The organism is Rhizobium sullae, from assembly GCF_900169785.1.
Taxonomy (GTDB): Bacteria; Pseudomonadota; Alphaproteobacteria; order Rhizobiales; family Rhizobiaceae; genus Rhizobium; species Rhizobium sullae.
In genome coordinates, this window is sequence record NZ_FWER01000012.1 from 198,348 (window position 1) to 221,406 (window position 23,059).

The window sequence follows — 23,059 nt, forward strand, 5'->3', positions numbered from 1 at the left end:
TAACAAACCGATAGTAAGCCGGCTCGAAGCCGCCCTCGGCATGAGCCAGCGGCAACGTTTCCGCTCAGAGGCGTGCCCGCAGCGGCTCGCCGGCAAGATGCTTCTGGAACAGCGTCTCCAATATGTCCGGGCTGACCGGCTTCATGATGACGTCGTCCATTCCCGCCTTCGCACACTCGGCGCGATCCCGCTCGAATGCTTGCGTCAGGACGCCGATGATTGGCGTCCTGTTCGGATGGCCATCTTCCATCTGGCGGATCATGCGCGCCGCCTCGAAGCCGTTCAATCCCGGCAACGAAATGTCCATCAGCACGATCTGCGGCCTGTGTTCCGCCCAGAGACGTACCGCCTCGTCGCCGCTCGGCGCGATCAGGTAGCGATAGCCCAATCCCTCCAGGATCTGGGAGAAGACGATCTGGTTGATGTCGTTGTCTTCCGCTACCAGCACCTCCAGCAGATCTGTCTCGGAAGCGGTGTTGATTTCCCAGTCAGCCTCGCCCACAGCTGCGGCAGCACGGTTGTTACGGTTGAAGTGGCGGGCGATCTGGAAGGTCAGCTCATTGGCAAGCTGGAAGCCGTCCATGACCAGCGCCGGGATACCATAATGTCCAGCGAGCTCCAGGCAGCGCATGCCCATCTGATTGTCGACGATCAGAAGATCCAGCGAGATGCCGGACGAGGTTGCGATTTCAAGGAAGCGCTCCTCCTCGTCATCGCCCCGAACCGAGCAGGCCTCGAAGCCATATTTCGCAAGGGTGCGGAGTGCGGCCGTTTCGGCAGCGAGGTCGCCCGTGACGACCAGAATCTTGCGGCCGGAGAAATTCTCCGGAACGATCGTCTCCATGGCGGCCGGCGGCCGGCGCTCGTTGTCGCCGTTCAGCGGTACATAAGCGCGGCGAAATGACTGGCTGCTGGAAGCGGTAACGGAAGTTGCCTGCTCGAATTCGTCGAGATCGGCGCCATCACGCGGCAGATCCTGCATCGTTGATACGATGAAATAGCGCCCCGGCTTGCCAATGCGGTGCTTGCGGCTGACAATGTCGCGCTCCGAACCGTCGCGGGCGACCTGCCGCTGACGCACGACCGACATTTCGCCCGTCTCCAGGACATGCCGGTCGCTGTCTTCGAAGCGTTTGGCGATATCTGGGGAGAAGAGGTCGCCGCTCTTACGGCCGAGCACTTCCTCGGCGGTCGTCTGGTATTTCTCGCAGAAGGCGATGTTGACCGCGACATAGGTGAGATTGCGATCCTTGACGAAGAGCGGGAACGGCAGATTGTCGAGGACATCCTCGGTCAGCTGCACGCGTTGGAGGTCGGAGCGCCACTGCTCTTCGCGCTTCTTCTCCTCGGAAATGTTGGAAATGATCGATACGCAATAGCCGCTCGGCAGACGGCGCTTGACCAGACGGATCCAGCGGTCGCTGCCATGGCGCTCAACGATTTCGAAGCGCTCGCGCCAGTGGGACGCAATCTTCTGGGACAGCCAATCCTCGCGTCCGAGCGGCACGCCCGGTTGCCTGGCTGCATATTGCTGGCGCACGCCGGTGTCGTAGACGGCGCCGAGAAAATCGCGAAGCCGGGTTCCGGGCTTCAGCGTCACGGATGAAATCGGGAAGAAATCGAGCACCTGACGGCTCGCGAAGATCATTTGATCGTTCTTGTCATAGATGATAAGAGCAGCCGAAAGGCCATCCGAAATGGCGTCGAAGAGCGCTGCCTGCAGGTCGATTTCGGCCGGCATTTCATCGCTCACGGATGATGCGTCCGCCTTTTCGCAGCCGGCACTCATTCCTTCACGTCCCACATCTATCCGATTTCATAGCACTGTCTGGTTGTGTGCGATCAAAATGCCAGCTTTCTCCTAACGGCGGCTTAACGCTAAGCACCCCAATTCATGGGGAAACACAGTCCCTGCGGATGGAGCGTTTTCGCCCTTCCCTCGGGCACGCGAATCCACGAAAATGAAGCATGGCCATCAGACAGCTCTCCGAAACGCTCATCAACCAGATCGCCGCCGGCGAAGTCATCGAACGCCCGGCAAGCGCGGCGAAGGAGCTGATCGAAAATGCGCTGGACGCCGGCGCGACACGCATCGAGATCGCTACGTCCGGCGGCGGCAAAGGCCTGCTGCGGGTCAGCGACAACGGTTCGGGCATGGAAGCGGCCGATCTCGAACTTGCCGTGAAGCGGCATTGCACCTCGAAGATTTCCACGACGCTCGACGACATCCGCACACTCGGCTTTCGCGGCGAAGCGCTACCTTCGATCGGCTCCGTGGCGAAGCTCAGCATTTCCAGCCGCCGCAAGGATAGTGCGGACGGCAGCGAGATTGCGGTTGCGGGCGGCAAGGTGCTGCATCTGAGACCCTCGGCCGCCAACCCCGGCACGATCGTCGAAGTGCGCGACCTGTTTTTCGCAACGCCCGCACGATTGAAATTTCTCAAGACAGAGAAGGCGGAAGCGGCTGCCATCACCGACGTCGTCAAGCGCATGGCGATCGCCTTTCCCGACGTTCGCTTCGTGCTCTCCGGCACCGATCGCAGCACGCTTGAATTTCCGGCGACCGGAGAGGATCACCTCGCGCGCATGGCGCAGGTGCTCGGCAAGGAATTCCGTGACAATGCGATCGAGCTCGATGCGGAGCGCGAAGGCATCACACTCACCGGCTTTGCCGGCGTGCCGACCTTCAACCGCGGCAACTCCGCCCATCAATACGCCTTCGTCAACGGACGGCCGGTCCAGGACAAGCTGATCCTTTCGGCGATCCGCGGCGCCTATGCCGAGACGATCCCGGGCGGGCGCTACCCGGTGGCCGTCCTGGCGCTGACGCTCGATCCGGCGCTGGTTGATGTCAACGTGCATCCGGCGAAGTCGGACGTGCGCTTTCGCGATCCGGGCCTTGTGCGCGGCCTGATCGTCGGTGCGGTGCGCGAGGCGCTGGCGCGCGATGGAAGCCGGGCGGCGACGACCGGCGCGGACGACATGCTTTGCTCCTTCAGGCCCGGTTTCAAGCCGAACTACCAGCGGCCGCAGCAAGCCGCATGGTCGGCCGAGACCTCCCCATCGCGCCCCTTTCAGACCGCAAACGGCGGTTTTGGTCAGACCCCAAATGGCCATTTTGGCGAAAGGCTGCAGGCGTCCTTCGACGGGCTGAGCATGCCGACTGCACGCGCCGAACCGCAGGCGCAGGCATGGCAGCAGCCCGCACCGGCCGAAGAGCCGCCGCCGCGTTACCCGCTCGGCGCCGCTCGGGCGCAGATCCACGAAAACTACATCGTCGCGCAGACGGATGACGGGCTTGTCATCGTCGACCAGCACGCCGCGCATGAGCGGCTGGTGTTCGAGGCGATGCGCAAGGCGCTGCATTCGAAGCGGCTGCCGTCGCAGGTGCTGCTAATCCCGGAGATCGTCGACCTTCCGGAAGAAGATTGCGACCGGCTGATGGTGCATGCCGAAGGCCTCGGAGAACTTGGGCTTGCGATCGAGCGCTTCGGGCCGGGGGCGATTGCCGTGCGCGAAACGCCGGCCATGCTCGGCGAGGTCGATGCGCAGGGCCTCATCCGCCAGCTTGCCGACGAGATTGCCGAATGGGATACGGCTTCCGGCCTTTCGGCCAAGCTCGAATACGTCGCCGCGACTATGGCCTGCCACGGCTCGGTGCGCTCCGGCCGCAGGCTCCGGCCGGAGGAAATGAACGCGCTGCTTCGGCAGATGGAAGTGACGCCGGGCTCCGGCCAGTGCAATCACGGGCGACCGACCTATATCGAACTGAAGCTGGCCGATATCGAGCGCCTGTTCGGACGCAGCTGAAAAGGCTGGCAATAATGCTTTCGGCGCGATATTGGCAGTCGAAGGCAACAGGGAACGGAGCAGGATGAACTTGTTTGAGGGAAACGGAAACCGCGAGGCGAAGATCCGCTATCTCGATGCAGATTTCCAAATCCTGTCGCCGGGCTCCTATGTGATCTGCGCCATGACCGGCAAGCACATCCCGCTCGACGAGTTGCGCTACTGGAGCGTCGCGCGCCAGGAACCCTATGCCGACGTCGTTTCTTCGCTCGAAGCCGACAAGCGCGCCGGCGTTCTGCCGAATCAAAAGCGCTGATCCAGGAAACGCTGGCGAAAGAGCGCTCGCTCGGCCGCCCGATCATTCATGCCGCGAGGCGCATTCCGGAGCGCAATATTCACGAAGGCCGGAGCGTCAGTCTTGAGCGGCTGAGCGAGGCACATGTTGAAGCGCTGTGGAGCAGCCCGGCAGCGAACGCCCCTTCGTCGTTCGACTATCAGCCAACGACGCATCGCGGCGCGCGGCAGCACGCTACGGCTTCGTGTTCGAGGGCGTCTGGCGGAACGCAGTGATCGTTAAGCGATTTCAACGCGATGTCGCCTGGCACTCCATGCTCATAGGAGAGTGGCCCGGGCACAAGGCGGTGATCGAAGCCTGGCTCGACGAGAGCAATTTTGGCTCTGACGGCATTGCCAAGGTCAGTCTTTCCGAAATCCGCGGCAGGCGCCCCTAAACTCACCCGGACTTCCGGCCTTTCCTCAGCCGCCGCTCCCGGCAGGCTTCAATCGCACGATCGATTATGAGACCGGGCGCCTGCGGATCTTCGAAGGCCATTTCGACTTCTATGACGCGGCATTTGGCGGCGAGTTCCTCTGCCTTACCATGGTGTCCAGCAAGCCGCACGAAGTCCTTCGAAGTCGTGACGATCAGCAGGTTTTCGCGTTCGGCGGTCGACAGCAGATCGGTGATCTCATCGTCGCTCAGGTGTTCGTGGTCGCCGAAGGATCTGCCAATCGCGATTTCGGCGCCGAGCGACTCCACCGTCCGGAAAAACTTGTCCGGATCGGCAATGCCTGCGAAAGCCAGCACCTTCCGGCCGGCAAGATCGTTCTCGCCGCAAACCTTCAGCGATGCGGTAAAATAGGGTTTGGCGGCGCGGGCAGCCATGCGGACGATCGCGTCGGCGGCATTGGCCGTCCCCACCTTCAGGAGCGCGCTGGCATAGCGCATCTGCACGGAAATCGGAGCGCGCACTGGGCCACCCGGCACCGTATGCCCATTGCCGAGGCCGCGCGTCGCGTCGATGACGAGCAATGCGTAGTCGATCTCCAGCCGTGCGCTCTGGAAGCCGTCATCCATGATAATGAGGTCCGCGCCTTCTCTCACCAGCCTTTCGGCGCCTTCGACGCGGCGGCGGGAAACGACGGTCAGCGCCTCGCGGGCAAGCAGCAGCGGCTCGTCGCCGACGGCGACCGCACGATGATGGGCGGGATCGACAACCACCGTGACGTCCAGAGAGCCGCCATAGCCACGGCTCAGAAAGCCGGGCTTCAGTCCCTTGGCCTTGGCGGCACGGGCGATCGTCAGCGCCGTCGGCGTCTTTCCGGCACCGCCGACGGTGAAGTTGCCGATGCAGATGACGGGAACAGGAAGGGAGGCGCGGCGCGCATGGATCATCCGGTAGCCGGCGATCCGTCCATACAGGAAGGAAAAGGGCGAGAGCGCCCATGCCCGCCAATCAGCTTTCGTCCACCAGAACGGCGGCGCCTCGGATACCATATTTGCCGCCCTACGCTCCTCCGGTGCCCTCCGGCAACCGGCTGCCCCCTCGACTGGCGGGAAAGAAAGGGCAAAATTGCAGAAAAAGCAAGCTTCGGTGAAATCACGCCGGCTGATGGTCCGGAAGAAGCGCCTCGAGTTCGGTGATATCATTGAGGCAATAATCGGCGGCCGCCGCCAGCGATTCCCGCGAGCCTGTGCCCGTCAGCACGGCGACCTTGAGCCCGGCCTCGGCATTGTGGCCCATATGCAGATCGTGATTGTTGTCGCCGACGACCGCCACTTGGGCTGGCGTAAGCCCCGTCGCCTTACAGAAGCCGAGGACCATTCCAGCATCCGGCTTGCTACCGAAACCACTGTCGTAGCCGGCGATGTAGTCGATGAATTCCGCGAAGCCGAAGCGCTGCGCCGTCTGGCGGATGGAACGCTCGTTGTCGCTTGACGCGACCCCGAGCTTGAAGCCGCGGCGATGCAGGCGCCCGAAGAAGGCGGCAAGATCGGTGACCGGGACGGAGAAGTCTGCAGCATGGGAAAAGAGTGCGTCGAGCTTGATCGTCATTTCCGCGACATCGAGCCTGGAACCCGCCGCGACCAGCCCCTCGGCGATCTGCCTGGTGTTGCCGGCGGCCAACAGACTGTCGGGTACGATATGGCCGCTCACCGGGTCCATCCCGGTCGCTTTCAGCAGATGGTCGGCCAGGGCCGGATCGTCTTGCGAGGCGATGCGCGCCAATTCGCGGTTCACCGGCAGCCAGCTTTCATCGTAGTCGAGCAGCGTGCCATCCTTGTCGAAGAGAATTCCCTTGATGTTCGCAGCCGTCATCTTTTCCTTCAGCCCTCTGCCATGGTCTTCGGCAGCAGTCTTGCCTTCACCGTGAGCGGGTTGATGTAAGGCTCGAGAGACTTCACCGTCGCCGTCAGCGCGCCGCGCATTTCCTGCACGGCCATGATACCAGCCTCGATCATATTGCGCCGCGCCTCGTCATTAATAAGCAGATAATGCACGCCCTTGGCCAGCATCTCGGTATCGCGCACCATGCGGGCGCTGCCGCGGCGGGCGAGCCTCTGATAGGTCTCGCGGAAATTCTGGACGTTGCTGCCGGAAAGCACCGCACAGCCGAGCATGGCTGGCTCCAGCGGGTTTTGCCCGCCTTCGGCAAAGAGCGAACGGCCGACGAAGGCAACTTCCGTCAGTCGCAGGTAAAGACCCATTTCGCCGATCGTATCACCGAGAAAGATGTCGATATCCGGCGACAGCACGTCGTTACGCGTGCGGCGGGCAACCTTGAGGCCCTGCTTGACGAGCATTTCCTCGATCTCATCGGAGCGCTCGGGATGGCGCGGCACGATGATCGTCAGCTGGCCGTTGCGCTCCTTCAGCGTTCGATGGACGACTGCCGCGGCATTCTCCTCGCCCTCGAAGGTCGAGATCGCGGCCCAGGTTTTGCGGTCCCCGATCTGCTTCTTGTAGCGGGCGAGGACGGATGCGTCATAAGGCGGTGCGTCGGTATCGACCTTGAGATTGCCGGAGGTCGTCACATGCCTGGCGCCGAGATCGCGAAACCGCTCGGCATCAATATCCGACTGCGCGATGACGAGCGCGAGATTTTCAAAGAGCGCTTCGGCAATGGACACGCGCCGCTGCCAGCGCGCGAAGGAGCGATCCGACATGCGCGCATTGACGAGGATCTGCGGAATGCGGCGGCGGCCGAGCTCCATGACGGTGGCCGGCCAGATCTCGGATTCCGCGATGATGGCGCAATCGGGCTGCCAGTATTCCAGGAAGCGGCTGACGGCAGGTTTCAGGTCGAGCGGCACATATTGGTGGATCGCCTCGTTGCCGATGCGCTCGGCGGCGAGCTTTGCCGAGGTTATCGTGCCGGTCGTCAGGATCACATGAATATCGCGGCGGCGGATTTCGCGGATGAGCGGAATGACAGCGTTGGTCTCACCGACGCTTGCGGCATGGAACCAGACAAGCGGCCCCTGCGGCCGGTTTGCGCTAGCATAACCAAAGCGCTCCGTGCGGCGCGCACGCTCTTCCTTGCCCTTCGCGGTCCGGTAGGCGAGATAGGCACCGACCAGCGGCGAAGCGACTACCCCCGCGGTCCGGTAGACGCCCAGCGCGAACCGCGCTCTCGGCGAACTCATCTAAAATGCCTCCGATCAGCAATGATCGACATCAAACCCATTCCCCAATTATTGTTGCGGCCGGAATGACCGAGTAATTTGTTCAGAATGCGTCAATCGATAGCGCGCATCTGGCAATGCGCAGGACGGCGCTGCCGATAGAGCGGCCATCGATGCATAAAACGCTTAAAAATCAGTTGGTTCCGGACTGATCCTGCGGATCGAGCAAGCGGTGCATATGAACAATGAAATAGCGCATATGCGCGTTGTCCACCGTCGACTGCGCCTTGGCCTTCCAGGCCGTCAGCGCAGAGGCATAATCCGGGAAAATGCCAACGATATCGAGATCGTTCAGATCGCGGAATTGAACGTCGGTCAGGCTTTCCAGTTCGCCGCCAAATACGAGATGCAAGAGCTGCTTTTTGCCGCCAGATTCCGTCATTTTCTTCTCTTTCTTTTCTGGTCTCCTCCGCGCTTTCATCTGCGGGATTTTGACGCAAACGTCAACTGCTTCGTATGCCAGCAAGCCCTTCGAGAAACTCCACAACGCGAGGGCCGGCAGCGCCGCAAAGCTCGGCATGACTGACCTCAGGACGGTTGTAGAGCACCGCGCGCCCATCGAGATCGGTCAGCCGGCCGCCGGCGCGTTCGAGGATGAGATCGGCGGCCGCAAGATCCCAATCATGCGAATTGCGCTTGACGAAGGTGCCTTCGAGACGGCCGTCTGCAACCATCGCGATGCGATAGGCGAGCGAGGGCACATGCTTCACCCTTTCGATCTTCCGCCGGAAAGGATCGGGGAACGCCTTCAGGATGTCTTCGCCGATCGCAAAACGGCTGACGGTATCCGGTCCCTTGGCGGATACCGCTATTGGCTTGCCGTTCTTCGTCGCGGCACCGGCTTCGACCGCCTCGAAAAGCTCGCCTAGGGCGGGTGCGTAAAGCACTCCGGCAACCGGCCGGCCGCGGTGGACGACGGCGACGCTGACACACCAGAGATCCAGGCCGCCAAGGAAAGCGCGCGTGCCGTCGATCGGATCAATGACGAAAAGCGTCTCAGCCGACAGACGGGCGGCGCTGTCTTCAGTCTCTTCTGAGAGCCAGCCGTAATCCGGCCTGGCGAGGCGCAGGATGGATTCAAGCTTTTCGTTGGCGGCGAAATCGGCAGCGCTGACGGGCGAGCGCCCCCCATTCTTCCACCAGACTTCCGGCGACTGATTGAAGAAGCCGAGAGCGACATCACCTGCCTGCTTCGCGGCATCGGCGATCAATTCGAGATCGCTCCGCCAGCGGGCCGTTTGAACGTCACTCATTGCATCAATCCAATTCAAGGTCAGGGCGCTTAGCGTCCCGCCAGCGTCATACCCTCGATCGCCAGCGTGGGAGACGCAACGCCGTACTTGCGGTCGATGTCGTTTGCGGGCGTCACGTGCATGAACATCTCCTTGAGGTTCGAAGCGATCGTCACTTCGGAGACAGGGAACGTCAATTCACCGTTTTCGACCCAGAAGCCGGTCGCGCCACGGCTGTATTCGCCGGTGAGCATGTTGACGCCCTGGCCGATCAGCTCTGTCACATAGAAGCCGTTCCCGACGCTCCGGATCAGTTCCTCGGGCGAGATATCACCCGGCTCCAGAGCGAGGTTCGTCGAAGCGGGCGTCACCGAATTGCCGCTGCGCACGCCGCGGCCGTTGGTTTCCATGCCGATTTCACGCGCCGTCGCAGTCGAAAGGAACCAATGATTCAGGACGCCGTCCTCGATCATCACCAGCCGCTCGCCCGAAACGCCTTCACCGTCGAAAGGACGCGAGGATGGGCCGCGGACGATCAGCGGATCATCGGTAATCGAAAGGCCATATTTCAAGACCTGCTGGCCCATCTTGTCGCGCAGGAAGCTGGATTTGCGTGCAACCGACGCGCCATTGATGGCGCCGGCGATATGGCCGACAAAACCGCGAGCGATGCGCGGATCGAAGACGACGGTAACGTCCTTGCCGGTATCGACCTGGCGCGGATTGAGGCGCTTGACCACGCGCTCGCCGGCGCGGCGGCCGATCTCGGCGGCATCGTCGAGCTCGGAATAATAAAGACGGCTGTCGTAATCGTAATCGCGCTCCATGCCGGTGCCTTCTCCGGCAATGACGCTGACGGAGCGGCCGAAGCGCGAGCCCATATAGCTGCCCTCGAAGCCGTGCGAAGTGACGAGGACCATTCCGCCGTAGCCGGCGGAAGCCCCGCCGCCGGACGAGTTGGTGACACCCTTGACCTCAAGTGCCGCTGCCTCCGTCGCAAGGGCTGCCTCGCGCAACATGCCGGCGGAAACCTCCGCCGGATCGAACAGCTCCAGATCGGGATAGGATTTCGCAAGCCGCTGCTCGTCCGCAAGGCAGGCGAAGGGATCTTCGGGCGAGACTTTCGCCATCGCGACAGCACGTTCGGCGAGCGCCTGCAGATCGAAACCGGGATTGGCGGAGACGCTCGCGACCTTCCTGCCAACGAAGACGCGCAGCGAGAAATCGTCGCTTTCAGACGATTCGGTGCCTTCGACTTTGCCGAGGCGGACGCTGACGGATTGCGAGCGCGAGCGCACGACAACCGCATCGGCGGCATCGGCACCAGCCTTTCTGGCGAGATCGATCAACTGGCTTGCACGGGAAAGAAGTGTCGAGGAGTCTATTTCTGAGGACATGAGTTGGCCTTTCCTTGGGCTTCCATTTATTGTGCACTTCCGAAAGCATCAAGGCCGCGGCCGCCGATTCTTTTTCGCGCGGCTTGCGCGCATCCTGCCATTGAAAGAAACTCCGCGACATGTCCGCCTCCAATGCCCTCTTTTCCGAAACGATCCTGCTGCTCGGCGGTGCGGTCGTCGCCGCGCCCATTTTCAAGAAGCTCGGGCTCGGCACGGTGCTCGGCTATCTTGCCGCGGGCGTCGTCATCGGCCCGATATTTCACGGCATTACCGACGGCGAACAGATTTTGAGCGTTGCCGAGCTCGGTGTCGTCTTCCTGCTCTTCATCATCGGCCTCGAGCTGAAGCCGTCGCGGCTCTGGCAGATGCGCCGGGATATCTTCGGTCTCGGCACCGCTCAGGTAATGCTGACGGGATTGGCACTGACGGCGCTTGCTTATCTCTCCGGCGCACTCGATTGGCGGGGGAGCATCGTTGCGGGCTTCGGGCTGGCGCTTTCCTCCACTGCCTTTGCGATGCAGATTCTCGACGATGAGGGCGAGGTGAACACAAAATACGGGCAGCGCGCCTTTTCGATGCTGCTCTTCCAGGACCTGGCGATCGTTCCGCTGCTCGCGCTGATCACCATCCTCGACGGCGAAACCGGCAGCAATGCGCCGCTTCTGGATTTTGCTATCGCGGTCGGCGCGGTCGGCGCGATGATCGTCATGGGACGCTACCTGCTGACGCCGCTTTTCCAAGTGATCGCAAGGACTGGCGCACGCGAGGCGATGATCGTCGCCGCCCTCTTCGTCGTTATGGGATCGGCAAGTCTGATGCAGTTCGCCGGGCTTTCCATGGCCATGGGCGCGTTCCTCTCCGGCGTCATGCTCGCCGAATCCTCCTACCGGCACGAACTTGAGGCGGATATTGAACCTTTCCGCGGCGTGCTGCTTGCTATCTTCTTCATGGCGGTCGGCCTGTCGCTGGAACTTGAGGTGCTGATCGACAACGCGCTCTTCATCGTCGCCGCCGTGCCGATCGTGATGGCCGTCAAGGCGCTGATCATCTACGGCCTCTGCCGGGTGAGCGGCTCTTCGCACGACGATGCTATCCGCATTGCTTTCCTGCTGCCGCAGGGAGGCGAGTTCGGTTTCGTGCTGTTCACGACCGCGGGTGCCGCAGGCCTTATGCCCTTTAGCACCGCATCGCTTCTCGTGGCGATCGTGACCCTCTCGATGGCGCTGACGCCGCTCGGGGCAGCACTTTCGAAGCGCATGCTGAAAGGCGACGAGCAGGAGGAGCTCGATGAGGATTTCGAGGGCGCGGGCGCCGATGTGCTGATGATCGGCTTCTCGCGTTTCGGCCAGATCGCCGCGCAGATCCTGCTCGCGGGCGGGCGGGACGTAACCGTCATCGATTTCTCCGCAGACCGTATCCGCCAAGCTTCGTCCTTCGGCTTCCGTATCTACTTCGGCGACGGGACACGAAAGGACGTGCTGCGCTCGGCCGGCATCGAAAGGGCGAAAATCGTCATCGTCTGCACGCAGAAGCGGGAAATCACCGACAAGGTCGTGGACCTCGTGCAAGCCGAATATCCGCATGCGAAGCTGTTCGTGCGCGCCTATGACCGCGTCCATTCGATCGCGCTTCGCAACAAGAACGTCGATTATGAATTGCGCGAAACGCTGGAATCCGGCCTGCTGTTCGGCCGCCGCACGCTTGAAGCACTTGGGGTCGACGAGGCGGCCGCTTTTGAGATCGGCGAGGATATCCGCAAGCGCGATGAGGAGCGGCTGGCGCTTCAGGTAACCGGCGGGCTGCAGGCCGGGCGCGACATGCTCTTCTCGCAGCCGGTCCGGCCGGAGCCGCTGGTGAAGCCGAAGCGAGCCATGGATTTCGACGAAGACCCGCTGGCGGGCACGGCGGAGGTCACGGCAGACGCCTAAGCCCTGAGGCGGGCTTCGAATTCCTGATCGAGTGCGCGCTTCAGTTCGTCCTTGACGCCCGCCGACATCGCCAGCACTTCGCGCGCCTTGAGAAAATCCATGACGCCGGTGCGGCCGACGGCGGGGCGCAGGAAGATATGCGGCGACTGAAGCTTGAGTTTCAGCGTGATTGCCGTCTGCATCATCAGCTGGCCGGAACCGAAAATGCTTTCCATGCGGTTTGGAATATGCGTGCCGTCGCCTTCCGGCGCGCCGACGACATCGACGCCGATGATGATATCGGCGATATCCATCAGGCACTCGTAGGGAACCGGATTGCTGATGCCGCCATCGATCATCACCCGGCCGTGGAGGCGCACGGGCATGAAGACTGCTGGGATGGAAGACGATGCGGCGAGCGCCGGAAACAGCGCTCCTTCGCCGATGATGACTTCGCTCTGGCCGTAGTAATCGGTCGTGATGACGTTCATCGGAATAGGCAAATCTTCGAAGCGATCGGGCAGGCCGGCCGGCAAGAAGGCCTTGAGGATGCGCTCGAGATTGAACTGGCCGATACGGATGCCCTTTGCGACGGCATCCCGGACCGTCTGCGGCCGAAGACCCCAGATGCGGCTGACGACAGCTGTCTTGTTGCCGACCGTCATCAGCGCGTGCTCGCGGATCGCTTCGCCCGTCATGCCGGCCGCCATGCCGACACCCATGATCGCGCCGATCGACGCGCCGGAAATCGCGACAGGGCGGATACCGAGCTCATCCAGCGCCTCAATCACGTGTATATGGGCAAGCCCACGGGCGCCGCCGCCGCCGAAGGCGATGGCCACGGTCGGCATGCCGCTTGGAACAGGCATGTCGTTACTCGCAATAACCGCCTGCCGCACGAACTCAACTCCGGATGACCCGCCGCCTACAGAGGCTGGTAGCGGAAGAAATGTACCCTTGTATCGCCGAAGACACGGTCTTCCAGAAAGAGATAGGAAGGATCGGCGGAAACGGCAACATCCGAACGCTCTTCCAGAATGGCGATCGCGCCCGGCGCGAGCCAGCCGCCCTTGGCGGCAGCGGCCATCGCCTTTTCGCCAAGACCCTTGCCATAGGGCGGATCGGCGAAAAGCATGTTGAACGGCTCGAGATTGCCAACGGAGCCCAGATCCGTGGCGTCACGCCGCAGGATGCGGGTGCGGCCGTGAAGACCGAGGGCGTCGATATTCTCCCAGAGAAGCCCCCTTCCCTCTACGCTGTTTTCGACGAAGAGCGCATGACGGCAGCCGCGCGAGACGGCTTCAAGGCCAACGGCGCCGGTGCCGGCAAAAAGATCGAGAATCCGGGTGCCGTCGATGCATTCCGGATAGGCGTGACTCAGGATGTTGAATAGGCTCTCCCGCGTCCGGTCGGCAGTCGGCCTGATATCATTCGACTTCGGTACGGCGAGCGACCGTCCGCGAAACTCACCGCCGACGATCCGCACCGCGCGTCATTCCCTTTCCTTTTGGTCCACCCCGCGAAGGCCCACCCGAAGGCTTGCCGCCACCGCCCGGCCGATCGCCCTTGGGCTTGCCGGAGAAATTCTTGGAGCCGCCGCCCGGCTTGCCGCCGAAGCTCTTGCCACGCGGTTTGTCGCCCGCAGGTTTATCGCCAAACGGCCTTTCGCCGCGCGGACGTTCGGAGCGACCCTCGCCGGGAGCGCTGCGGGCAGTGCGCGGACGATCGCCGAAGGAACGGGGACGCTCCTCACCCTCTTCGCGTGGTCTGCGGTCAACACGGGGCTTGTCGCCAAAAGGACGGTCACCACGCGCGGGACGGTCACCGAAAGAACGGGGACGTTCGTCACCCTCAGCACGTGGTCGGCGATCGCCGCGAGGCTTGTCGCCGAAAGGCCGAGCCCCACGCGGAGGACGGTCACCGGACGGGCGGTCGCCACGAGCCGGGCGGTCGCCAAAACCGCGATCCGGGCGTGCAGGACGATCGCCGAATGAGCGCTTGCGGCCAAAACCCTCCCCGTCATCCTTGGACTTCGGCGAAACTTCGCTGGAGCGGATCCACTCGCCTTCTTCGTCGCGGGCGCGGTTGATCTGCACACGTGGCCGGTCGTCGCCGTAGCTGGAGGGCTGCGGCTTACTGCCGCCCGGCTTCTCGCCACGCTTGCGGGCGGTCTCGGCATTCTTCGCAGCCTTGGCGGCCGCCTTTTCGCCGAGCGGACGGGCGCCGGGTGCCATCCACACGTTGGCGTTCCTGCGGCTGCCAACTGGGGGGCGCTTGGGCCGGTCGTCTTCCTTTCTGCCACCATCGCGGCCGCCTTCACGACGGTCATCCCGGCGATCGTCGCGCCGATCGTCACGCTTGGTGTCGAGGCGGCTCAGTGCACGCTCGCGCTTGTCTTCCGGCTTCCACGAACGTTCGCGGCGCTCCGGTCTTGCTTCGGCCTCTTCTTCGGCAGCAACAGCGGGGCTATTGTAGATCGGCGCGTCGAAATTCGCCTTGGCGTCCTCGATCAGGCGCGGACCAAGCTGGTCGCGGAGGGTGCGTCCGCGCACTTCGACAACCTCGCGCTCGGGCAGGTCGCCGAGCTGGAACGGGCCGTAGGAAATGCGAATGAGGCGGTTTACGTCGAGGCCGAGCGCGCCGAGAACGTTCTTGATTTCGCGATTCTTGCCTTCGCGCAGGCCCATCGTCAGCCAGACATTCGAACCTTGCGTACGGTCGAGCGTCGCTTCGATCGCGCCGTAAAGCACACCGTCGACGGCAATGCCGTCCTTCAGCTTGTCGAGCGCCTCCTGATCGATCTCACCGTGGGCACGGACGCGGTAGCGGCGCAGCCAGCCGGTGGTCGGCAGTTCGAGCGCGCGGGCAAGACCGCCGTCATTGGTCAGCAGCAGCAAACCTTCGGTATTGATGTCGAGCCGGCCGATCGACATGACGCGCGGCAGCTCTTCCGGAAGATTGTCGAAAACCGTCGGACGGCCTTCCGGGTCGGAATTGGTGGTCACGAGGCCGGCCGGCTTGTGGTAGAGCCAGAGGCGCGTGCGCTCGATGCCGCGGATCGGAACGCCGTCCACTTCGATCTTGTCGGCGAGCGTCACGTTGACGACTGGCGTGTCGAGCGTCTTGCCATTCAGCGTGACGCGGCCTTCCATGATCATGCGCTCGATGTCGCGGCGCGAGGCAACGCCTGCGCGCGCCATGACCTTGGAGATGCGTTCCGCCTTGGTCTCGCCTTCGGCCTCTACGGCTGCAGCCTTCGTGGGCACGCTTCTTGCCGGTTTGCCTTCGGTTTTCGGCCGCGCATCGCGCTCGAAGGGCTTGCCGCCCGGCCGTTTTGGCTTGTCTTTGAATGTCATTTGTTGTTTGCCTGCCTTTTGGGGCCTGTCTATCAGGTCGCGCCCCTGCGGTTAAGTGGGAATTTGCCGGATCGTGAAGACAAATTGGTTTATGGAGATGGCGCTCGACGAAGCGCGGGCGGCGGGCGAGCGCGGCGAAGTGCCTATCGGCGCCGTGGTGGTGCTTGATGGCGCCGTCGTCGCGCGCGCGGGCAACCGGACGCGGGAACTCAACGATGTCACGGCGCATGCCGAGGTCGTTGCGATCCGGATGGCCTGCGAGGCCCTAGGGCAGGAGCGTCTGGTTGGAGCCGATCTCTATGTGTCGCTGGAACCTTGCACCATGTGCGCGGCGGCCATCTCGTTCGCGCGCATCCGCAGGCTTTACTACGGCGCAGAAGATCCGAAGGGCGGGGCGGTCGACAACGGCGTGCGGTTCTACGCACAGCCAACATGCCATCATGCGCCGGAGGTCTATTCCGGTTTGAACGAAACGGAATCAGCAGATATTCTCAGGACGTTCTTCGCCGAAAAGAGGCAGCTGCCATGACACCGGCCATCCTTGTCCTCGCCGCCATGATTGCGCCCGCTGCCTGGGCTTACTGGGGCGTCGCGCCGGGTGCCGAAAAATCCCGATGCAATGGTCTTTGCGGGGCAATGTGAATTGGTCGGCGCCGCGGCTTATCGCTTTCGGCTTTGTGCCGGTGCTCGCCATCGCCATTAGCATCCCAATAACTGCGAGCGGCCTGATCGGCGCAAATGCACTTCTGATCCCCGCCTGCATTCTCTTCGGATGTCAGTTGCTGCACATCGTACTCGTGCGCCGCTGGTCCGCGGCGCGGCAAACCTGAGATGGCCTGAACTTACTGAAGGAAGTTCCACCACTTCTTGCCGGTACCGGCGACGGCGGCATCCTTCTTGCGCTGCTTCGCCTTCTTGAGTTCGGGCTCGCCGAGATCTTCCAGCTTGGCGGGATCGTCAACCTGACGATAGGCCGTCGGCGGATCGGAAATGTAGCGGCGCTGATCGAGATAGGCACCCTTCTGCAGGGCGCGGGCTTCGCGATAGGCCTTGGTCTGCGCTTCCGTCGTCTGGCGGCCGCCTTCCACACCGTTCTTGGCGAGCGGCGAGACGTAGGTGTACTTGTCCTCGTTGTCGTCCGCTTCCTTAACGAGGCGCGCACGGGTTTCTTCCGGCGACTCGACCCACTGAGGATTTTCCTTGCTGGCGATCGTCTGCTGCGGCTCGACCAGCGTTTCCTTCGACGCTTGGGCCGGCAGGACCAGCGTCGGGCGCGGCGTGTACTTGACGCCCTTGTTCTTCGGCTCCCGGGGAGCCAAGGACACGGACTGGCCGAGATCGTCGCCGAGCTGCGACATCGCCGTCGTGCCGGTGCCGTAGGTCGGGCTGCAGCCGGACGCTATCGAGCCAGCCGCCACAACAACAGTCAGGCAAGCGCCTACACGGAACCAACGCGTTGCGAACATGAAAACCCTTCCAGCCATGCCGGTGCAATCATCGCCCTACCGGATAATCGTCCCCCTGACGTAAAAATCCGGCCATTTTCAGGCAGCTTCTACCGGATGAACTGCAAAAGAGCAATTCATCCGGCAATTTTCTTCCGTATCACAATCCGAGTTCACGCAATGCAGCAGCATCGCGTGCCGATACATCCGGATACTGCGGATCGGAGCCGACATCCTTGGTGATACGCCAGGAACGGGCGCATTTGGTGCCCTCGGCAAGCTTTGGCTCGACACTGACGCCTGGAACTTCCGGTAGCCGGAAGGCTTCAACCGGACCTTCGCCGCCGTCAACGCCGATGTCCGAGGTGATGCAGATTTCCGAGAAATCCAGGCCGCCGAGAGCGGCACGAAGCGCGCCGTCAGTGACATGCACGACGGGTGCCGCTTCCAGCGACGAGCCTATCCGCTTGTCCTTGCGCTCGATCTCCAGAGCGCCGGTGACAACCGAACGGATCGCACGGACCTTCTTCCACTTGGCAGCCAGCGCCTCGTTCCTCCATTCCGCCGGGATTGCCGGGAACTGTTCGAGATGAACCGAGACCGCCGATGGATCGCGCGATAGCCATGCCTCTTCCATCGTGAAGGGCAGCATCGGCGCCATCCAGGTCACCATGCAATCGAAGATGTTGCGGATGACATGGAGGGCCGCACGGCGGCGCAGGCTCGACGGCGCGTCGCAGTAGAGCGCGTCCTTGCGGATGTCGAAGTAGAAGGCCGAGAGTTCGACATTGGCGAAGTCGATCAGCGCGCGGGCGATCTTCTTGAAGTCGAAGGCATCGTAATTTTCGCGGACGAGCTCGTCGAGTTCCGCCAGGCGGTGGAGCATTAGCTGCTCCAGCTCCGGCAGGTCGGCGAGCGCGATCACCTCGCCCTTGTCGTGGGCAAGCGTGCCGAGCATCCAGCGGATCGTGTTGCGGAGCTTGCGGTAGGCATCGACGTTCGTCTGGATGATCGTCTTGCCGACGCGCAGGTCGTCCGCATAGTCGGAGGTCATGACCCAGAGGCGGAGGATATCCGCACCTGCATCCTTCATGACTTCCTGCGGCGCAGTCACGTTGCCCTTGGACTTCGACATCTTCTCGCCCTTCTCGTCCATGGTGAAGCCATGGGTGAGGACGGCATTGTAGGGCGCGCGGCCGCGGGTGGCGGCCGATTCCAAGAGTGAGGAGTGGAACCAGCCGCGATGCTGGTCCGAGCCTTCAAGGTAGAGGTCGGCCGGCCACTTGAGGTCCGGTCGGTCTTCCAGCGTGAAGGTATGCGTCGAGCCCGAGTCGAACCAGACGTCGAGGATATCCATGACCTGCTTCCACGGCTCGTTCGCCTTCTTTCCGAGGAAGCGCTCACGCGCGCCTTCGGCGAACCAGGCGTCGGCACCTTCCTTTTCGAAGGCTTCGAGGATGCGGGCGTTGACCTCGTCGTCCTGCAGGATCTGGCCCTGCTCATCGACGAAGACGCAGATCGGCACGCCCCAGGCGCGCTGACGCGAAAGCACCCAGTCGGGGCGCTGTTCGATCATGGCGCGCAGGCGGTTCTGGCCGGCGGCCGGCACGAAGCGGGTTTCGTCGATCGCGTTCAGCGCGCGGGAGCGCAGCGTCGTGCCGTCGCCGAGTTCCTTGTCCATATAGACGAACCACTGCGGCGTGTTGCGGAAGATGACCGGCTTCTTCGAGCGCCACGAATGCGGATAGGAATGTTTGAGGCGGCCGCGCGCGAAGAGCGCGTGACGGGCGATCAACGCCTTGATGACGCGCTCGTTGGCATCGCCCTTCTTGCCGCTGTCGTCGATGACGCGCGCCGCGCCGCCTTCCGCATCCGGACCAAATCCTGGCGCATCGACGGTGAAGAAGCCCGCGTCGTCGACCGGGAACGGGATCGTGGAGGAGATGCCGCGTGCTTCGAGCTCCCGTACATTGTCCATCCAGGCATCGAAGTCTTCGCGGCCGTGGCTGGGGGCCGTATGGACGAAACCGGTGCCGGCATCATCGGTCACATGCTCGCCATCAAGCAGCGGCACATGGAAATCATAGCCGCCGCCCAGGCCATGCAGCGGGTGCGCGCAGGTTACGGCGGCAAGTTCATCCGCTTTGATATCGCGAACGAAATTGAAGGTCACCTTCGCCTTGGCTGCGGATTCCTCAGCCAAGCGCTTGGCAAAGATCAGCTTCTCGCCCGGCTGCGGACCGAAGTCGTTCTCGGCGGTCGCAACTTCATAGAGACCGTAGGGGTAGCGCGACGAGAACGCGATCGCGCGGTTCCCGGGGATCGTCCAGGGAGTCGTCGTCCAGATGACCACGAAGGCGCCGGCCAGGGCGGCAGGGCCTTCCGCGACCGGAAACTTCACCCAGATCATGTCGCTTTCGACATCGGCATATTCGACCTCGGCTTCCGCCAGCGCCGTGCGCTCGACGACTGACCACATGACGGGCTTGGAGCCGCGGTAGAGCTGGCCGCTTCTCGCGATCTTCAGAAGCTCGCCGGCGATGCGGGACTCCGCGTGGAAGTTCATCGTCGTATAGGGATTGTCGAAGTCGCCTTCGATTCCGAGGCGCTTGAACTCCTCGGACTGCACCTTGATCCAGCCGGCGGCGAAGTCGCGGCATTCCTTGCGGAATTCGTTGACCGGGACCTCGTCCTTGTTCTTGCCCCTCTCGCGGTACTTCTCCTCGATCTTCCATTCGATCGGAAGGCCGTGGCAGTCCCAGCCGGGAACATAGTTGGCGTCAAAGCCGCGCATCTGGAACGAGCGGTTAATGACGTCCTTGAGGATCTTGTTCAGCGCGTGGCCGATATGGATGTTGCCGTTGGCATAGGGCGGGCCGTCGTGGAGGACGAATTTTTCGCGCCCGGCGGCAGATGCGCGCAGCTTCTTGTAGAGGCCCATCTGCTGCCAGCGGGCGACGATTTCCGGCTCCTTCTGCGGCAGGCCGGCACGCATCGGGAAGTCGGTTTCGGGCAGGTAGAGAGTCTTCGAGTAGTCGATCTTTTCGGCTGTGTCGGTCATGTTCAGCAATCGTTTCTAGGCGCCTTCAAGGCGCGACGGCTTCAAAAATGTCTGGTGACGGAAGCGCTCGTTTGCCCAAGCGCCAAAAACCCGGACCTTCCGGCGGCTTAGCGCGCGCGGAAGGCCGGGCCGATAATTCGCATCGCACTCGGCAGCCGGACGTTATTCATAGCGCCGGTTCATAGGCGTTTTTACCGGGAAAAGGAAGAGGGATTTGAGCCCGCGCGAACCAGCGTCGCGGCATCAGACGAAACAAAGCTTGAGGTCGAGTTCGCCAAGCGGCCGGACACCCGCAAGCAGCGCCCTCGCCTCCTGCTCGTCGCGCTTGATCTGCTCAACGAGCGGCTCCAACCCCTCGAACTTCAGTTCGGGCCGCAGGTAGCCGAAGAAGGAGACGGAACAGGTCCGGCCGTAGAGGTCGCCACCGAAATCGAAGAGGTAGGTCTCCAGTAGCGGCGTTCCGTTTTCGATCACCGTCGGGCGGCGGCCGTAGCTCCCAACCCCATCGTAAAGCCTGCCGTCGTCCAGGCGGAAGCGAACTGCATAGATGCCGGCGGCAAGTTCGGCCTCCGGCGGAAGCTGCATGTTGGCGGTTGGGAAACCAAGCTGGCGGCCAAGCTTTTCGCCGCCGATCACCTCCGCCTCCACTGTGTAGCGGTAGCCAAGCTCCGCTGCGGCTTCGCTGACATTGCCATCCTTCAGGAGCGTGCGGATATAGCTTGAGGAGACGACCTCGGCATTCTCGTCGCGGAAGGCGTCGATCAGCGTGACGCCGAAGCCGTATTTGTGACCGGCATCCATGAGGAAGGCCGGGCCGCCCTCGCGGTTCTTGCCGAAATGGAAATCGAAGCCGGTGACGACTTCGGAGGCGCCGAGCCAATCCTTCAGGATGCCGTGGATGAAATCGTCCGGCGAGCGCTGCGAGAATTCGCGGTCGAAGGGATATTCGATGACGGCGTTGAAGCCGAGCGTCTCCAGGATGCGAGCTTTCAACGGCGCCGGCGTAAGACGGAAAACCGGCGTTTCCGGCCTGAAGACGGTGCGGGGATGCGGCTCGAAGGTCAGCACTAGCGCCGGGATGCCACGCTCCTTGGCGATTTCCAGTGCGCGGTTCAGCACCGATTGATGGCCGCGATGCACGCCGTCGAAATTGCCGATGGCAATCACCCCGCCCTTCAGATGAGCGGGCAAGGGTTCGCGGGTTTCATTGCGGTGGAAAACGGTCATCGGCGGGCTTCTTCTTATGCGAGGCGCGGCATCCACCACTTGGGCGCGGCCCTCTCGCGTTCTAGATAGGCATGCAGGATCGCCTCGTCGGTCTCGCCGTTCAACGTGTATTCTTTCGCGTGGATACCGCCGCTGATATAGAGAAGATCGAGGCCGTAATCGAGAGCGCCGCGCACATCCGTCGGCATGCCGTCGCCGATGGCGAGAATGCGGCTCTTCGGGAAATCGCCATGGAGTTCGTGCGCGGTTGCCAGCACGGCGTCGTAGATCGGCGCGTGCGGCTTGCCTGCAATGCGGATCTCGCCGCCAAGCTGGTGGTAGTAGGCAGCCATGGCGCCGGCGCAAGGTATGATGCGATGGCCGCGCTCGACGACGAGATCGGGATTGGCGCAGATCATCGGCACGTTGCGCGCCTGAAAATACTTGAGCATCTCCGTATAGTCTTCCGGCTTTTCCGTCTCGTCGTCGAAGAAGCCAGTGCAGACCACGGCTTCAGCCTCCTTCGCATCGACGCGCTCAACACCGAGGCCTTCGATGAGGGCCAGATCGCGGTCAGGGCCGAGCAGGAAGACCTTTTTCGGGCCTTCGGCAATCAGGCGCCGGGTAACATCGCCGGAGGTGACGATCCGGTCATAGGCACCGTCTTGGATGCCGATCTGGCGAAGCTGGGCGACCACCTGCGGGGCGATGCGCGGGGAATTGGTGATGAGGATGACAGCTAGCCCCTCGCCGCGTGCGGCCTCCAGTGCGGCGGCGGCCTTCGGGAAAGGATCGACGCCATTGTGAAGCACACCCCAGACATCGCAGAACACCGCATCATACTGACTGGTGATCTCCGCAAAACTTCCAATCCGCTTGGCCATCCGATTTCCCGATTTGCTTTCAGTCAGGCGTGACATTGCAAAGGCATGCGGCGATGGCAAGGGATTTTCAGACGATCGCCGGCAAAAACCGCGGGAGGATTGCCAGAGAAACGCGACGGCTTCCGCAAGCCCGCCGAAGCTCAGGCAGTCAAAGGCATCGAATCGGCCAATGCTTCAGACAATTCCCACGCTCTTCACAATTCCGGCACAAAATTCCGTGATGGGTCTTCTTGACTCCTTCTGGAGCCATCCCTAAATGCTCGGCGTTAGCACTCCTCAACGGAGAGTGCTAGCACTCATCCATGTGGGCCGCCCGGCCTGCGAATGTCATTTGATCGAGGGATTAGACAATGGCAAGCACCAACTTCCGCCCCCTTCACGACCGCGTCGTCGTTCGCCGCGTTGAATCCGAAGAAAAGACTAAAGGCGGCATCATCATTCCCGACACCGCCAAGGAAAAGCCGCAGGAAGGCGAAATCGTCGCCGTCGGTTCCGGCGCTCGCGACGAGTCCGGCAAGGTCGTCGCTCTCGACGTCAAGGCTGGCGACCGCGTTCTGTTCGGCAAGTGGTCCGGCACCGAAGTCAAGATCAACGGCGAAGATCTGCTGATCATGAAGGAAGCCGACATCATGGGCATCATCGGCTGATCCAGCCGATCGCTTTNATCAACGGCGAAGATCTGCTGATCATGAAGGAAGCCGACATCATGGGCATCATCGGCTGATCCAGCCGATCGCTTTTTCCCGAAATTGCTGACAACCCTATTCTGGAGTTTTCAAAATGGCAGCTAAAGAAATTAAATTCGGCCGCACCGC

Annotated in this window: 20 protein-coding genes; 6 read left to right on the plus strand and 14 right to left on the minus strand. The window is 62.4% G+C overall.

Annotation, left to right across the window (positions count from 1 at the left end):
- Positions 1–64 precede the first annotated feature (64 nt).
- A complete protein-coding gene (locus BN1800_RS13145; protein WP_086998056.1) occupies positions 65–1,789 on the minus strand; it encodes a response regulator in 1,725 nt (574 codons plus the stop codon).
- 179 nt (positions 1,790–1,968) lie between these two features.
- Here BN1800_RS13145 and mutL point away from each other — a divergent pair, with 179 nt between their 5' ends.
- The 3 genes from mutL to BN1800_RS13160 all read left to right on the plus strand — a co-directional run bounded on the left by mutL (position 1,969) and on the right by BN1800_RS13160 (position 4,520).
- Complete coding sequence (mutL, locus tag BN1800_RS13150) at positions 1,969–3,810, plus strand: DNA mismatch repair endonuclease MutL (protein ID WP_086998059.1); 1,842 nt, start codon at positions 1,969–1,971, stop codon at positions 3,808–3,810.
- A 64-nt stretch (positions 3,811–3,874) separates the two neighbouring features.
- On the plus strand, positions 3,875–4,105 hold the full coding sequence (locus BN1800_RS13155; RefSeq protein WP_022716573.1) for a DUF2093 domain-containing protein: 231 nt from the start codon (positions 3,875–3,877) through the stop codon (positions 4,103–4,105).
- Between the two features lie 136 nt (positions 4,106–4,241).
- Positions 4,242–4,520 carry a GNAT family N-acetyltransferase gene (locus BN1800_RS13160; protein WP_086998062.1) on the plus strand — a complete coding sequence of 93 codons (279 nt, stop codon included), beginning with the start codon at positions 4,242–4,244 and terminating at the stop codon, positions 4,518–4,520.
- Positions 4,521–4,522: 2 nt separating this feature from the next.
- On the opposite strand, the gene lpxK is transcribed toward BN1800_RS13160, so the two are convergent.
- The 6 genes from lpxK to BN1800_RS13190 all read right to left on the minus strand — a co-directional run bounded on the left by lpxK (position 4,523) and on the right by BN1800_RS13190 (position 10,385).
- The gene (gene lpxK / locus BN1800_RS13165; protein WP_086998065.1) at positions 4,523–5,566 is read right to left on the minus strand and encodes a tetraacyldisaccharide 4'-kinase; all 1,044 of its coding nucleotides are present in this window, start codon (positions 5,564–5,566) and stop codon (positions 4,523–4,525) included.
- A gap of 103 nt (positions 5,567–5,669) precedes the next feature.
- A complete protein-coding gene (locus BN1800_RS13170; protein ID WP_027507810.1) occupies positions 5,670–6,389 on the minus strand; it encodes an HAD family hydrolase in 720 nt (239 codons plus the stop codon).
- Between the two features lie 8 nt (positions 6,390–6,397).
- Positions 6,398–7,717 (minus strand): lipid IV(A) 3-deoxy-D-manno-octulosonic acid transferase, encoded by a 1,320-nt coding sequence (gene waaA / locus BN1800_RS13175; RefSeq protein ID WP_086998068.1) that lies wholly within the window; start codon positions 7,715–7,717, stop codon positions 6,398–6,400.
- Positions 7,718–7,889: 172 nt separating this feature from the next.
- The gene (locus tag BN1800_RS13180) at positions 7,890–8,138 is read right to left on the minus strand and encodes a DUF4170 domain-containing protein (protein ID WP_027507812.1); all 249 of its coding nucleotides are present in this window, start codon (positions 8,136–8,138) and stop codon (positions 7,890–7,892) included.
- A 61-nt stretch (positions 8,139–8,199) separates the two neighbouring features.
- A complete protein-coding gene (locus tag BN1800_RS13185; RefSeq protein WP_027507813.1) occupies positions 8,200–9,009 on the minus strand; it encodes a 3'(2'),5'-bisphosphate nucleotidase CysQ in 810 nt (269 codons plus the stop codon).
- Positions 9,010–9,038: 29 nt separating this feature from the next.
- On the minus strand, positions 9,039–10,385 hold the full coding sequence (locus BN1800_RS13190; protein WP_086998071.1) for a TldD/PmbA family protein: 1,347 nt from the start codon (positions 10,383–10,385) through the stop codon (positions 9,039–9,041).
- A gap of 119 nt (positions 10,386–10,504) precedes the next feature.
- On the opposite strand from BN1800_RS13190, the gene BN1800_RS13195 reads away from it, so the two are divergent.
- The gene (locus BN1800_RS13195; RefSeq protein ID WP_027507815.1) at positions 10,505–12,313 is read left to right on the plus strand and encodes a monovalent cation:proton antiporter-2 (CPA2) family protein; all 1,809 of its coding nucleotides are present in this window, start codon (positions 10,505–10,507) and stop codon (positions 12,311–12,313) included.
- Here BN1800_RS13195 and BN1800_RS13200 read toward each other — a convergent pair.
- Genes BN1800_RS13200 through BN1800_RS13210 form a run of 3 tightly spaced genes read right to left on the minus strand, consistent with a single transcriptional unit; the run spans position 12,310 to position 15,648 of the window.
- A complete protein-coding gene (locus tag BN1800_RS13200; protein ID WP_027507816.1) occupies positions 12,310–13,191 on the minus strand; it encodes a patatin-like phospholipase family protein in 882 nt (293 codons plus the stop codon). The two genes, BN1800_RS13195 and BN1800_RS13200, sit on opposite strands and share 4 nt — an antisense overlap.
- A 26-nt stretch (positions 13,192–13,217) precedes the next feature.
- A complete protein-coding gene (gene rsmD / locus BN1800_RS13205; protein ID WP_027507817.1) occupies positions 13,218–13,778 on the minus strand; it encodes a 16S rRNA (guanine(966)-N(2))-methyltransferase RsmD in 561 nt (186 codons plus the stop codon).
- On the minus strand, positions 13,759–15,648 hold the full coding sequence (locus tag BN1800_RS13210) for a pseudouridine synthase (RefSeq protein ID WP_027507818.1): 1,890 nt from the start codon (positions 15,646–15,648) through the stop codon (positions 13,759–13,761). Before BN1800_RS13210 ends, rsmD begins: the two co-directional genes overlap by 20 nt.
- A 91-nt stretch (positions 15,649–15,739) precedes the next feature.
- Between BN1800_RS13210 and BN1800_RS13215 the strand changes: the two genes are divergently transcribed.
- On the plus strand, positions 15,740–16,177 hold the full coding sequence (locus tag BN1800_RS13215; RefSeq protein ID WP_027507819.1) for a nucleoside deaminase: 438 nt from the start codon (positions 15,740–15,742) through the stop codon (positions 16,175–16,177).
- A gap of 313 nt (positions 16,178–16,490) precedes the next feature.
- Here BN1800_RS13215 and BN1800_RS13225 read toward each other — a convergent pair whose 3' ends face one another.
- The 4 genes from BN1800_RS13225 to BN1800_RS13240 form a co-directional block, all read right to left on the minus strand.
- Positions 16,491–17,114, minus strand: a complete 624-nt coding sequence (locus tag BN1800_RS13225; protein WP_086998078.1) for a hypothetical protein — start codon at positions 17,112–17,114, stop codon at positions 16,491–16,493.
- 139 nt (positions 17,115–17,253) lie between these two features.
- On the minus strand, positions 17,254–20,154 hold the full coding sequence (gene ileS / locus BN1800_RS13230; RefSeq protein WP_027507821.1) for an isoleucine--tRNA ligase: 2,901 nt from the start codon (positions 20,152–20,154) through the stop codon (positions 17,254–17,256).
- A gap of 243 nt (positions 20,155–20,397) precedes the next feature.
- A complete protein-coding gene (locus tag BN1800_RS13235) occupies positions 20,398–21,381 on the minus strand; it encodes a bifunctional riboflavin kinase/FAD synthetase (protein ID WP_086998081.1) in 984 nt (327 codons plus the stop codon).
- A 14-nt stretch (positions 21,382–21,395) separates the two neighbouring features.
- The gene (locus tag BN1800_RS13240) at positions 21,396–22,244 is read right to left on the minus strand and encodes a TIGR01459 family HAD-type hydrolase (protein ID WP_086998084.1); all 849 of its coding nucleotides are present in this window, start codon (positions 22,242–22,244) and stop codon (positions 21,396–21,398) included.
- A 350-nt stretch (positions 22,245–22,594) separates the two neighbouring features.
- Between BN1800_RS13240 and groES the strand changes: the two genes are divergently transcribed.
- Entirely contained in the window at positions 22,595–22,891 is a 297-nt protein-coding gene (gene groES / locus BN1800_RS13245; protein ID WP_004675403.1) for a co-chaperone GroES, read from the plus strand.
- Positions 22,892–23,059 lie beyond the last annotated feature (168 nt).

Bases quoted from the DNA above. Each gene is read 5' to 3' on its own strand.
- groES (WP_004675403.1), top strand. From the start codon at position 22,595: ATGGCAAGCACCAACTTCCGCCCCCTTCACGACCGCGTCGTCGTTCGC.
- BN1800_RS13215 (WP_027507819.1), top strand. From the start codon at position 15,740: ATGGAGATGGCGCTCGACGAAGCGCGGGCGGCGGGCGAGCGCGGCGAA.
- BN1800_RS13155 (WP_022716573.1), top strand. From the start codon at position 3,875: ATGAACTTGTTTGAGGGAAACGGAAACCGCGAGGCGAAGATCCGCTAT.
- lpxK (WP_086998065.1), bottom strand. From the start codon at position 5,566: ATGGTATCCGAGGCGCCGCCGTTCTGGTGGACGAAAGCTGATTGGCGG.
- BN1800_RS13240 (WP_086998084.1), bottom strand. From the start codon at position 22,244: ATGGCCAAGCGGATTGGAAGTTTTGCGGAGATCACCAGTCAGTATGAT.
- BN1800_RS13170 (WP_027507810.1), bottom strand. From the start codon at position 6,389: ATGACGGCTGCGAACATCAAGGGAATTCTCTTCGACAAGGATGGCACG.
- BN1800_RS13225 (WP_086998078.1), bottom strand. From the start codon at position 17,114: ATGTTCGCAACGCGTTGGTTCCGTGTAGGCGCTTGCCTGACTGTTGTT.
- BN1800_RS13210 (WP_027507818.1), bottom strand. From the start codon at position 15,648: ATGACATTCAAAGACAAGCCAAAACGGCCGGGCGGCAAGCCCTTCGAG.
- BN1800_RS13185 (WP_027507813.1), bottom strand. From the start codon at position 9,009: ATGAGTGACGTTCAAACGGCCCGCTGGCGGAGCGATCTCGAATTGATC.
- BN1800_RS13190 (WP_086998071.1), bottom strand. From the start codon at position 10,385: ATGTCCTCAGAAATAGACTCCTCGACACTTCTTTCCCGTGCAAGCCAG.
- mutL (WP_086998059.1), top strand. From the start codon at position 1,969: ATGGCCATCAGACAGCTCTCCGAAACGCTCATCAACCAGATCGCCGCC.
- BN1800_RS13180 (WP_027507812.1), bottom strand. From the start codon at position 8,138: ATGACGGAATCTGGCGGCAAAAAGCAGCTCTTGCATCTCGTATTTGGC.
- BN1800_RS13145 (WP_086998056.1), bottom strand. From the start codon at position 1,789: ATGAGTGCCGGCTGCGAAAAGGCGGACGCATCATCCGTGAGCGATGAA.
- BN1800_RS13195 (WP_027507815.1), top strand. From the start codon at position 10,505: ATGTCCGCCTCCAATGCCCTCTTTTCCGAAACGATCCTGCTGCTCGGC.
- ileS (WP_027507821.1), bottom strand. From the start codon at position 20,154: ATGACCGACACAGCCGAAAAGATCGACTACTCGAAGACTCTCTACCTG.
- BN1800_RS13235 (WP_086998081.1), bottom strand. From the start codon at position 21,381: ATGACCGTTTTCCACCGCAATGAAACCCGCGAACCCTTGCCCGCTCAT.
- waaA (WP_086998068.1), bottom strand. From the start codon at position 7,717: ATGAGTTCGCCGAGAGCGCGGTTCGCGCTGGGCGTCTACCGGACCGCG.